Raw genomic sequence first — 11,335 nt, 5'->3', positions numbered from 1 at the left:
CCCCCGCCCCGCTGGACGCCGCGGGCGAGAAGACCCTCGGCGTCTTCCACACCATCAAGGAAGCCTTCGAACGCTTCGGCCCCGAAGTCATCGAGTCGTACATCATCTCGATGTGCCAGGGCGCCGACGACGTCTTCGCCGCCGCCGTACTCGCCCGCGAGGCCGGCCTGATCGACCTCCACGCCGGCTGGGCCAGGATCGGCATCGTGCCGCTCCTCGAAACCACCGACGAACTGCGCGCCGCCGACGTCATCCTCGACGAGATGCTCGCCGACCCCTCCTACCGCCGCCTCGTCTCCCTGCGCGGCGACGTCCAGGAGGTCATGCTCGGCTACTCCGACTCCTCCAAGTTCGGCGGCATCACCACCTCCCAGTGGGAGATCCACCGCGCCCAGCGCCGCCTGCGCGACGTCGCCCACCGCTACGGCGTGCGCCTGCGCCTCTTCCACGGCCGCGGCGGCACCGTCGGCCGCGGCGGCGGCCCCTCCCACGACGCGATCCTCGCCCAGCCCTGGGGCACCCTGGAGGGCGAGATCAAGGTCACCGAACAGGGCGAGGTCATCTCCGACAAGTACCTCATCCCGGCCCTCGCCCGGGAGAACCTGGAACTCACCGTCGCCGCCACCCTCCAGGCATCCGCGCTGCACACCGCGCCCCGCCAGTCCGACGAGGCCCTGGCCCGCTGGGACGCCGCCATGGACACCGTCTCCGACGCCGCCCACGACGCGTACCGCAAGCTCGTCGAGGACCCCGACCTCCCGACGTACTTCCTCGCCTCCACACCGGTGGACCAGCTCGCCGACCTGCACCTGGGCTCGCGACCCTCCCGCCGCCCCGGCTCGGGCGTCTCGCTCGACGGACTGCGCGCCATCCCGTGGGTCTTCGGCTGGACCCAGTCCCGCCAGATCGTCCCCGGCTGGTACGGGGTCGGCTCCGGGCTCAAGGCCCTGCGCGAGGCCGGCCTGGACACCGTCCTGGACGAGATGCACGAGCACTGGCACTTCTTCCGGAACTTCATCTCCAACGTCGAGATGACGCTCGCCAAGACCGACCTGCGCATCGCCCGCCACTACGTCGACACCCTCGTCCCCGACGAGCTCAAGCACGTCTTCGACGCCATCGAGGCCGAGCACGACCTGACCGTGCGGGAAGTCCTCCGGGTCACCGGCGAATCCGAACTGCTCGGCACCAGCCCCGTGCTCCAGCAGACCTTCGCCATCCGCGACGCCTACCTCGACCCGATCTCCTACCTCCAGGTCTCGCTGCTGGCCCGCCAGCGCAAGGCCGCGGAACGCGGTGAAGAGCCCGACCCGCTGCTCGCCAGGGCCCTGCTGCTCACCGTCAACGGTGTCGCGGCCGGTCTGCGCAACACCGGCTGAGCCGACAACGACCGGGACGCGGGCGCGGCCCCGCCCCCGGTCACGACGACACGATGCGCACCGCGGTCCACCGCGGTGCGCATCGTGTCGTGCGGCCGCATCGCGCCGTGCGGCCGGGGCGCGAGGAGCGGCGCGAATCAGAGCGCGAAGAACGTCGCCGCGAGCAGAACCGCCCCCGCGATCCCCGCGCCCCAGGCGATCCGGGGCAGCCGCAGACCGCCGCCGATGATCAGCCCCGCCAGCAGCAGCGCACCGCCCAGCGGCACCCAGGCATGCAGGAAACCGGCCGTCCCGGTGCGCACCACATCGTCCGTGCCCGGCTTCACCACGACGGAGAACCGGTCGCCCCGCCGGGCCGCGACCGACTTCTCGACCACCACCCGGGAACGCGCGGCGGCCTGCCCGGAAGGCGCGAACGGACCGGTGCACAGATCGGCGCCGCACCCCGTCACCGTCATCGTGCCGTGCTCACGGCCCTTGGACAGAACGATGTGGTGCGCCGTGTCCCAGGAGGTCCACACACCCGCCACGAGCAGCAACAGGACGACACAGCCCATGGCGGCATTGCGGGCGTAGACCAGGGCGCGGGGGGAGGAGCTCCGCTTCATGGGCAGCGATCCTTCGGTAGAGCGACGCCGCGGTCAACTCATGGCCGAAAATCACCGGCTTGTCGGTGGGAATGTCAGAGTTGCCCCCGCCGACGGGCCCCGGGAGCGCCCCGGAGCCGCTCCGGCCGGCCTCAGGAGTTGTACGCGCTCTGCGCGCGCTCCAGCCCCTCCGCGAGCAGACACTCCACCGAGTCGGCCGCCCGGTCCACGAAGTAGGAGAGCTCCTTGCGCTCCGTGGACGAGAAGTCCTTCAGCACGAAGTCCGCGACCTGCATCCGCCCCGGCGGCCGGCCGATCCCGAACCGCACCCGGTGGTAGTCCGGACCCATCGCCTTCGTCATCGACTTCAGCCCGTTGTGCCCGTTGTCGCCGCCGCCCAGCTTCAGCCGCAGCGTCCCGTAGTCGATGTCCAGCTCGTCGTGGACCGCCACGATGTGGTCGACCGGCACCTTGTAGAAGTCGCGCAGCGCGGTGACCGGGCCGCCGGAAAGGTTCATGTACGACATCGGCTTGGCCAGGATCACCCGGCGGTTCGCCGGTCCGGGCGGGCCGATGCGGCCCTCGACCACCTGCGCCTGGGCCTTCTGGGCCCGCTTGAACTTCCCGCCGATCCGCTCGGCCAGCAGGTCGGCGACCATGAACCCGACGTTGTGCCGGTTCGCCGCGTACTCGGGGCCGGGGTTGCCGAGACCCACGACGAGCCAGGGTGCGGTGGCATCGGACATCTCTGCTCGGTCTCCTCGGGTGCGACGGCTGAGTACAGGGAAACGGGGCGGCGGGCCCCCGGAGGGGTGACCGCCGCCCCGTCAGTGAAGCAGCAGGGGCGAGGCTCAGGCCTCGGCGCCCTCTTCGGCGCCCTCGGCGGCCGGCTCCTCGGCCTGCGCGGCGAGGACCTGGAGGACGACGGCGTCCTCGTCACCGGCGAGCGAGACGCCCTTCGGCAGCTCGATGTCCTTGGCGTGGATCGACGCACCGGCGTCCAGGCCGGCGACCGAGACGGTCACGGACTCGGGGATGTGGGTGGCCTCGGCCTCGACCAGCAGGGTGTTCTGGACGTACTCCAGCAGGTTGCCGCCCGGGGCCAGGTCGCCCTCGACGTGCACCGCGATCTCGACGTTGACCTTCTCGCCGCGCTTGACGGTCAGCAGGTCCACGTGCTCGATGTCGCCCTTGAGCGGGTTGCGCTGCACGGCCTTGGGGATGACCAGGGCGTCCTTGCCCTCGATGTCCAGACCGATCAGGACGTTGGCGGTCTTGAGCGCCATCATCAGGTCGTGGCCCGGCAGCGTCACGTGGACCGGCTCGGCACCGTGACCGTAGATGACACCGGGAACCAGGTTGGCACGACGGGTACGGCGGGCGGCACCCTTGCCGAACTCGGTACGGATCTGGGCGGCGAGCTTGACCTCAGCCATGACTGCACTCCTCGTGGGGTGACGAAAAACGGACGGTCACCCGGCCCACGACAGACCTGCTACGAAGAGCGCGTCGATAACGGACCGCCGTACACACGGGTACGGCCTCCCTCGCCGAGCAACTCGCTGAGTCTACCCGCCGGGAAGGCCGCACCCCAAGTGGATCTTCGCTACCGCTCCTCGATGAGGAGAAAGCTCACTGCTCCTCGAAGAGGCTGGTCACCGAGCCGTCCTCGAACACCTCGCGCACCGCGCGGGCGATCGTCGGCGCGATCGACAGCACCGTGATCTTGTCGAGGTCCACCTCGGCCGGGGTCGGCAGGGTGTCCGTGAAGACGAACTCGCTGACCTTGGAGTTCTTCAGCCGGTCCGCGGCCGGACCCGACAGGACACCGTGCGTCGCCGTCACTATCACGTCCTCGGCACCGTGCGCGAACAGGGCGTCCGCGGCGGCGCAGATGGTGCCACCGGTGTCGATCATGTCGTCGACCAGGACACAGACCCGGCCCTTGACGTTGCCGACCACCTCGTGGACGGTCACCTGGTTGGCGACGTCCTTGTCACGCCGCTTGTGCACGATCGCGAGCGGGGCGTCCAGCCGGTCGCACCAGCGGTCGGCGACCCGCACCCGGCCGGCGTCCGGGGAGACGATCGTCAGCTTCGAACGGTCGACCTTGGCACCCACGTAGTCGGCCAGGATCGGCAGCGCGAAGAGGTGGTCGACCGGGCCGTCGAAGAAGCCCTGGATCTGGTCCGTGTGCAGGTCGACGGTGAGGATGCGGTCGGCACCCGCCGTCTTCATCAGGTCGGCGACCAGACGGGCCGAGATCGGCTCACGACCGCGGTGCTTCTTGTCCTGACGGGCGTAGCCGTAGAACGGCACGATCACCGTGATGGAACGGGCCGAGGCGCGCTTCAGCGCGTCCAGCATGATCAGCTGCTCCATGACCCACTTGTTGATGGGGGCCGTGTGGCTCTGGATCAGGAAGCAGTCGGCACCGCGGGCCGACTCCTGGAAGCGGACGTAGATCTCACCGTTGGCGAAATCGAAGGCCTTCGTCGGCACGAGGCCGACACCCAGCTGATGCGCGACCTCCTCGGCCAGCTCGGGGTGGGCGCGGCCGGAGAAGAGCATCAGTTTCTTCTCGCCGGTCGTCTTGATCCCGGTCACAGCACAGTCTCCTCAGACGTGTTCCTGGCGCTGCACGCATGTGTCCCGATGTGCAACGAGCCAGCCGAAATGGGGTGAGCATCTATCACGGTACGCCGTGCACGGCGTACCCGTTTCCGGTCAGCTTTCGTCGCCGGCTTCCGAAGCGGCAGCCTGAGCCGCCTGCGCGGCGGCGCTCCCGGGACGCTTGCGGGCCACCCAACCCTCGATATTCCTTTGCTGGCCGCGGGCGACGGCCAGCGAACCGGGCGGTACGTCCTTGGTGATGACCGAACCGGCGGCGGTGTAGACGCCGTCCCCGACCGTGACAGGAGCCACAAACATATTGTCCGAACCGGTACGGCAGTGGGAGCCGATCGTGGTGTGGTGCTTGGCCACACCGTCGTAGTTCACGAAGACGCTGGCGGCACCGATGTTGGTGTGGTCGCCGATCGTCGCGTCGCCCACGTAGCTCAGGTGCGGGACCTTGGTGCCCTCGCCGATCGTGGCGTTCTTCATCTCCACGTACGTACCGGCCTTGGCCTTCGTGCCGAGCCTGGTCCCGGGCCGCAGATAGGCGTACGGGCCGACCGTCGCGCCCTCGCCGACCTCCGCCCCGTCGGCGACCGTGTTGTCCACGCGCGCGCCCGCCCGGACGACGGTGTCCCTGAGCCGGGAGTTGGGGCCGACCTCGGCGTCCTCGGCGAGGTGCGTGGTGCCGAGCAGCTGGGTGCCCGGGTGCACGATCGCGTCCCGCTCGTACGTCACGGTGGCGTCGATCAGCGTGGACGCCGGGTCCACGACGGTCACGCCCGCCAGCATGGCCCGCTCCAGCAGCCGCTGGTTCAGCAGCCGCCGGGCCTCGGCCAGCTGGACCCGGTTGTTGATGCCGAGGATCTCGCGGTGGTCCCCGGCGACCGAGGCGCCGACCCGGTGACCCGCCCCGCGCAGGATGGAGAGGACGTCGGTGAGGTACTCCTCGCCCTGGCTGTTGTCGGTGCCGAGCTTGCCGAGCGCCTCGGCGAGCAGCCGGCCGTCGAAGGCGAAGACCCCGGAGTTGATCTCCCGGATCCCGCGCTGGGCGTCGGTGGCGTCCTTGTGCTCGACGATCTCGGTGACCGCGCCGTCGGCCGGGTCGCGGACGATGCGCCCGTAGCCGGTGGAGTCGGGGACCTCGGCGGTCAGCACGGTGACGGCGTTGGAATCGGCCGTGTGGGTGGCGGCGAGCGCGCGGAGCGTCTCGCCGGAGAGCAGCGGGGTGTCGCCGCAGACGACGATCACGGTGCCGTCGACGGTGCCGCCCAGCTCGTCGAGCCCGACCCGCACCGCGTTCCCGGTGCCCTTCTGCTCGGCCTGGTGGGCGGTGCGCAGCCGGTCGTCGACGGCGGCGAGGTGCGCGGTGACCTGCTCGCGGCCGTGACCGACGACCACGACGAGGTGCTCGGGGTCCAGCTCGCGGGAGGCGGTGACGACATGTCCGACGAGCGATCGCCCGGAGATCTCGTGCAGGACCTTGGGGGTCTTCGACTTCATGCGGGTGCCCTCACCCGCTGCGAGGACGACGACGGCTGCCGGGCGTTCGGAGCTCACGGAAATGCCCTTCGGCTTCGGGTGGTGGACATCCGAAGGATACCGGGGGGCTTTCGGGCGGACATGGGTGCGGGCCCCGACCTGGGAGGTCGGGGCCCGTCGCATGAGCTCCGCCGGCTGGATTCGAACCAGCGTCTCAAGGCTCCAAAGGCCTGCGGGATGCCGCTACCCCACGGCGGATCACTTGCGTCAGACCTTACCCGAGGCGGAGTTGGGCCTGTTCCACGATTCCGTGCCACCACCCCTCAATACGACGATACAGCTCGGCACCCTGCGAAACCCGGATGACGAGACAGCCCCGGTAGTCGGTGCCGACGTTCTTCCGCACGGTCCTGGGATTGTGCTTCTTCAGTGTCGTCTTCCGGAGCGACGCCACGCCGATGCCCACGAGGTCGGCCCAGTAGCGCTCGGCGCCCGCCACGTCGGCGGACTCGTGGATCATCACGCGGTGACAGAGGTGCTCGGACCCGACGCCGAGCAGGTCCAGCCAGGCCAGGTGGACCTGGATCACGCCCGGGTCGCTGTTGACGAACGTGACCGTCTCCCGGCGGTCGTAGGGCTTGTCCTTGGAACCCTCCGCCCAGTAGAGGGCGGTCCCGGCGAGGAAGAGCTCCCGGTCCGTCATGGTGCCGATCTCGTCCTTCGCGCCGGCCTTCGTCCGTTGTCGCTCGGCATCCCTTACGGCCAGTTCGTGGTCCCAGCGAAGGCGTCCGGCGAGTCGTGCCTGTTCGGCGGCGGTGCGGCTCCGGACCGGCTTCGGCAGGTCCCGCACCCACAGCGAGATCGAGCTCTTCGAGCACCCCAGTTCCGCCTGGATCCGGTCGTACGTCATGCCTTGCAGGCGCAGCTCGCGGGCCTTCTCGCGCAGGTCGTCCCGCGCGCGGGGGCGTTTCGTCCATTCGGGGGCGGGCTCGCCCCGGACGAGGCGGTTCAGGATGTCGTTGTTGTGGATGCGCAGCCGGTCGCGGATCTGCCGGAGGCTGAGGCCCTCCCGGCGCAGGGCGAGCGCCTGCTCGCGCAGACCTTCGAAATCGGCGTACTTGCTCGTGATCTCCGTCATGTGCCGAGCGTCGTCCGGAATACGGACGTCCGGTGCGAAAGCCTGCTCGATTCGCCATTTCAAGCGATAAGTGGCTGTTTCGCCTTCGGACGGGAGGCGGACGTGCCGTACGGGCCACCCGAAAATGAGGTGCGTGCGCCCGTAGGGTGGATACATGACCGCAACGGGGGCAGACCGGGAGGCGGCGGGACCGACCACCCGCGGCTACTGGTGGTGGGAGCGGCGGCGCAGTGTCGCCCTGGACGTGGGGCTGGCGCTGGTCTCGGCGCTGGAGTGCGCGGCGAAGGGGGTGGATTTCGCCGGGGACACCGGACTGCCGGTGTCGATGGGCGTGGTGTTCGGGCTGCTCGCGGGGGCCGTGCTGGTGGTGCGGCGGCGGTGGCCGATCGCCGTGGTGCTGGTCACGGTCGCGATGACGCCCGCCGGGATGGGTTTCCTGATGGGCCTGGTCGGGCTGTACTCCCTGGCCGCCTCGGAGGTGCCGCGCAGGATCACCGCGGTGCTGGCGGGGATGTCCTTCGCGGGGACGTTCATCGTCTCGTACGTGCAGTTGCGGCAGGGCGTCGCCGAGCAGGCGGATTTCGGGCCCGGTGACTGGTACGTACCGCTGATCTCGCTCTTCATGTCGCTCGGGCTCACCGCGCCGCCCGTGCTGCTCGGGCTGTACATAGGGGCCAGGCGGCGGTTGATGGAGAGCCTGCGCGAGCGGGCCGACTCGCTGGAGCGGGAGCTGTCGCTGCTCGCCGACCGGGCCGAGGAGCGGGCCGAGTGGGCGCGTACGGAGGAGCGGACCCGGATCGCGCGCGAGATGCACGACGTGGTCGCCCACCGGGTCAGCCTGATGGTGGTGCACGCCGCCGCGCTCCAGGCCGTCGCGCCGAAGGACCCGGCGAAGGCGGTGCGCAACGCCGCTCTGGTCGGTGACATGGGGCGCCAGGCGCTCACGGAGCTGCGCGAGATGCTCGGTGTGCTGCGGTCGGGGGAGTCGGTGACGGCTGCCGCGTCGGGGCAGGTGCCGCTGGCGTCGGTGGGCCGGGCGGTGGCGGCCGCCGCGCCCGCGCCCGTGGAGGACGGGCCCCGGCTGCACGAGGTGGAGATCCTGGTGGGGGAGTCCAGGGCGGCCGGGATGACGGTGGAGCTGTCGGTGGACGGGGAGGCCCGCGCGTACGCCCCCGAGGTGGAGCAGACCGCGTACCGGGTGGTGCAGGAGGCCCTGACGAACGTGCACAAGCACGCGGCGGGCGCGCGGACGTGGGTGCGGCTGGCGCATCGTGACGCGGAGGTCGCGATGCAGGTGGAGAACGGGCCGTCGGACGCGGCCATGGTGGACGCGGGGCTGCCGAGCGGGGGCAACGGCCTGGTCGGCATGCGGGAGCGGGTGCTGGGGCTCGGCGGTGTGTTCGTGTCCGGTCCGACGGACGCGGGGGGTTTCCGGGTGTCGGCCGTTCTGCCGGACCGGGGCGCGGCCTGACCTCACGGGTCCCGGCCCGCAGGTTCTGATCCCGCGGCCCTGGTTCCACGGTTCTGGCCCCATGGTCCTGGTTCCGCAGGCCCTGGTTCCGCAGGCCCTGGTTCCAAGGGGCCTGACCCCGGCGGTCCTGGTTCCAAGGGGCCTGATCCCGTGGACGGCGGGAGGCGGGCCCGGAGGCGACGAGGAGGCCGGGCGGTGGTTGGTGGCGGCTCTCGTGAGTGGGGTCTTGTGCGGCGGGTCGGTGGCGGCTCGTGTGCGGGGCCGTGTGCGGTGGGGCCGTGGCGGCCGGGCGGTTCAGCCCGTGATCAGGCGGTCCGGCTGGATGCCCGTGACCAGGGTGGCCAGGGCCTGGTCGATGTCCGGCCCGAGGTACCAGTCCCCGGTGTGGTCGATGCTGTACACCCGGCCCTCCGTGTCGATGGCCAGGACCGCCTGCCCGTCGCCCTCCTCGCCCAGCGGGCTGACCTCGGTGTCCAGGGCCCGGCCGAGGTCGCCGAGGGTGCGGGCGAGGTGCAGCCCGCTCATCGGGTCGATGCGGACGGGGGCCGGTGCGATCTGCCGGCCGGGTGCGGACGCCGTGATGAGCAGCCCGCCGAATTCCGCCCATGCCTCCACGGCCGCGGGGAAGACCGCGTGCCGGTGGCCGGCGGGCGAGGTGTGCGAGCGCAGGGCGTCGGCCCACTCCTCGGCCTGCCGGATGTCCCAGCGGCCGGGCTGCCAGCCCGCGGTGCGCAGGGCGGCGTCGACGGAGACGGCGAAGCGGGTGGTCGAGTTGTTGCGGTCGCGTTCCGCGGGGCCCGTCTGTCCGGGCAGGTCTGTTCGGTCGAGCATCGGCGCGCGCTCAGCCCTTCTCGGCGGCGGTGGCCGCCCCGGTGGTCGTGAGGTCGACGGGGCGCACGCCGAAGTGGGCGAGCATCGGTGTGCAGGAGCGGCACGGCGGTGCGTAGCTGCCGTGCAGGGGGTCGCCGTCCTCGCGGATGCGCCGTGCGGTGAGTCGGGAGTGCTTCAGGGCGCGCCGGGCCTCGCCGTTGGTCAGCGGCTTGCGCTGGGCGCGCTTGGAGCGGGTGGACTCGGCCGCGGCGAGGTGGCGGGAGAGCAGTATCGCCTCGGGGCAGCGGCCGGTGAAGCGCTCGCGCTGGCCGCTGGGGAGGGTGTCGAGGAAGTCCTGGACCAGCGGGTGCAGCACGGGGGGCCGGTCGCCCTTGCCCGCGGTGCAGGTGAGCGTTTCGCCGCGTACGGACAGCGCCGCGGCCACGGCCGGCAGGATGCCGTCGCGGCGGTGGTGCAGCAGGGGGGTGTGGCCGGCCGCGGTGCTGCTCCAGCTGAGGCGCGGATCCCCCGATGTGACTGATTGTGCGGTGTGCATGGTGCTTTCCCTCCCGTGCCCGCAGCGGTAGCTGCGCGTGGTGCACGCCCCCGAGTTGCGGTGACAGCCTGCCAAATGTCCGGGCTCGTGGGGAAGCTGGGGCAGTGAAACGTGTCTCCGTGTCGCCCGTCCGGGGCGGGGGAGTCGCTCGTGCGTCACGGGAATGTGACGGTTGGTGACGGGTGTGGTGGGGGCGGCGTAGGACAGGTCACATGGGCGAGACCCGCCCTTGCGCCACCGCATAGGCTGTCCGCGGAGCGTCGCCCAGACGGGCGGTCGGTCCTCATCAGCCAGACGCAGCAGGGGGCAACCGCCATGACGACAGGTCGGCTCGGGCAGCAAGCCGCGCCACCGAACGCGGCCTACGCCGGGCAGCTCGTGCATTTCCCGGACCCGGTCCGGGCGTCCCGCCACCCCGGGGGCGTGCGCATGGACGAGCGCGGGAGCCCGGTGTTCGCGCCGTACGCCCGTGCTGCCGCCGAGATCGCCGAGCCGCCGGAGGGCTTCGGCGTCGACGAGCTGCGGCTGACGGACTACGTCTCGGCCAACGCGGCGCTGGCGGCGAGCGGCCACGAGCTGTGGGACACGATTCCCGCGGTCGCGACGCCGCACGGCTGGACCTGGCACCACGTGCCCGGTGGCCGGCGGATGGAGCTGGTCCCGGTCGAGGTCAAGGCGCTGCTCAGGCACCACGGCGGTCTCGCCGGTACCGCGGTCGACCACAACAAGAGGGGCACCCGCCCGTTGCAGGAGACCCGGCCCGCGCACTTCCGGCTGCCGAAGGGCGCCGTGGCGGTGAGCGAGACGCAGATCCTGGGCGTGGAGGAGGACCTCGGTTACCGGCTGCCCGGTGCGTACCGTTCCTTCCTCAAGGCGGCGGGCGGTTCGGCCCCGGTCGGCACGGCGCTGGACGCGGAGCTGGGCCTCCTGGTCGACCAGCCGTTCTTCACGGTGCGCGAGGAAGCGGCCGTGAACGACCTGGTGTACGTGAACAAGTGCCTGCGGGACCACCTCACCAAGGACTACCTGGGCGTCGGTTTCGTCCAGGGCGGCATCATCGCGGTGAAGGTGCGGGGCAACGGCGTGGGTTCGGTCTGGTTCTGCGCGTACGACGACGCCCGGGACCGGGACGGTTGGCACGTGCAGGAGCGGGTGGACCGGCTGCTGCTTCCGTGCGGTGCCGATTTCGACGCCTTCCTGCAGCGTCTGGCGGGCAATCCGCCGGAGCTGGAGACCGTGGCGAACCTGATGGTGGACGGCGGCTTCGCGCGGGCCGTCCCGGTGGAGGGGTGAGCG

At 71.2% G+C, this 11,335-nt stretch carries 11 protein-coding genes and 1 tRNA gene; 3 read left to right on the top strand and 9 right to left on the bottom strand.

Going from position 1 to position 11,335, the window contains the following annotated elements; translation table 11 throughout:
• Positions 1 to 1,379, top strand: a 1,379-nt coding sequence (locus tag EAO76_RS15385; protein ID WP_148836662.1) for a phosphoenolpyruvate carboxylase, incomplete at its 5' end; no start/stop codon positions are given.
• A gap of 137 nt (positions 1,380 to 1,516) precedes the next feature.
• On the opposite strand, the gene EAO76_RS15380 is transcribed toward EAO76_RS15385, so the two are convergent.
• The 7 genes from EAO76_RS15380 to EAO76_RS15350 all read right to left on the bottom strand — a co-directional run bounded on the left by EAO76_RS15380 (position 1,517) and on the right by EAO76_RS15350 (position 7,202).
• Positions 1,517 to 1,987: a hypothetical protein gene (locus EAO76_RS15380; protein WP_148836516.1), complete on the bottom strand. Its 471-nt coding sequence runs from the start codon at positions 1,985 to 1,987 to the stop codon at positions 1,517 to 1,519.
• A gap of 131 nt (positions 1,988 to 2,118) precedes the next feature.
• On the bottom strand, positions 2,119 to 2,712 hold the full coding sequence (gene pth, locus EAO76_RS15375; protein WP_148836515.1) for an aminoacyl-tRNA hydrolase: 594 nt from the start codon (positions 2,710 to 2,712) through the stop codon (positions 2,119 to 2,121).
• 105 nt (positions 2,713 to 2,817) lie between these two features.
• Positions 2,818 to 3,402, bottom strand: coding sequence for a 50S ribosomal protein L25/general stress protein Ctc (locus tag EAO76_RS15370; RefSeq protein WP_148836514.1), 585 nt, complete (start codon positions 3,400 to 3,402; stop codon positions 2,818 to 2,820).
• A 196-nt stretch (positions 3,403 to 3,598) separates the two neighbouring features.
• Positions 3,599 to 4,573, bottom strand: coding sequence for a ribose-phosphate diphosphokinase (locus EAO76_RS15365; RefSeq protein ID WP_148836513.1), 975 nt, complete (start codon positions 4,571 to 4,573; stop codon positions 3,599 to 3,601).
• A gap of 120 nt (positions 4,574 to 4,693) precedes the next feature.
• Positions 4,694 to 6,142: a bifunctional UDP-N-acetylglucosamine diphosphorylase/glucosamine-1-phosphate N-acetyltransferase GlmU gene (gene glmU, locus EAO76_RS15360; protein ID WP_148836512.1), complete on the bottom strand. Its 1,449-nt coding sequence runs from the start codon at positions 6,140 to 6,142 to the stop codon at positions 4,694 to 4,696.
• A 108-nt stretch (positions 6,143 to 6,250) separates the two neighbouring features.
• Positions 6,251 to 6,322 (bottom strand) — tRNA-Gln (locus EAO76_RS15355).
• Positions 6,323 to 6,338: 16 nt separating this feature from the next.
• A complete protein-coding gene (locus EAO76_RS15350; RefSeq protein ID WP_148836511.1) occupies positions 6,339 to 7,202 on the bottom strand; it encodes a hypothetical protein in 864 nt (287 codons plus the stop codon).
• Between the two features lie 154 nt (positions 7,203 to 7,356).
• Between EAO76_RS15350 and EAO76_RS15345 the strand changes: the two genes are divergently transcribed.
• Positions 7,357 to 8,673 (top strand): histidine kinase, encoded by a 1,317-nt coding sequence (locus EAO76_RS15345; RefSeq protein ID WP_148836510.1) that lies wholly within the window; start codon positions 7,357 to 7,359, stop codon positions 8,671 to 8,673.
• Between the two features lie 294 nt (positions 8,674 to 8,967).
• Here the strand turns inward: EAO76_RS15345 and EAO76_RS15340 are convergent, their stop codons facing one another.
• On the bottom strand, positions 8,968 to 9,504 hold the full coding sequence (locus tag EAO76_RS15340; RefSeq protein ID WP_148836509.1) for an SUKH-3 domain-containing protein: 537 nt from the start codon (positions 9,502 to 9,504) through the stop codon (positions 8,968 to 8,970).
• A gap of 10 nt (positions 9,505 to 9,514) precedes the next feature.
• Positions 9,515 to 10,039 (bottom strand): YwqJ-related putative deaminase, encoded by a 525-nt coding sequence (locus tag EAO76_RS15335; RefSeq protein WP_148836508.1) that lies wholly within the window; start codon positions 10,037 to 10,039, stop codon positions 9,515 to 9,517.
• A gap of 315 nt (positions 10,040 to 10,354) precedes the next feature.
• Between EAO76_RS15335 and EAO76_RS15330 the strand changes: the two genes are divergently transcribed.
• Positions 10,355 to 11,332 (top strand): SMI1/KNR4 family protein, encoded by a 978-nt coding sequence (locus EAO76_RS15330; RefSeq protein ID WP_148836507.1) that lies wholly within the window; start codon positions 10,355 to 10,357, stop codon positions 11,330 to 11,332.
• Positions 11,333 to 11,335: the final 3 nt, after the last annotated feature.

This window comes from Streptomyces sp. sk2.1, assembly GCF_008120935.1.
Taxonomy (GTDB): Bacteria; Actinomycetota; Actinomycetes; order Streptomycetales; family Streptomycetaceae; genus Streptomyces.
Note: the sequence above shows the minus strand (reverse complement) of the source record. Positions and strands in the feature narration are given on the sequence as shown.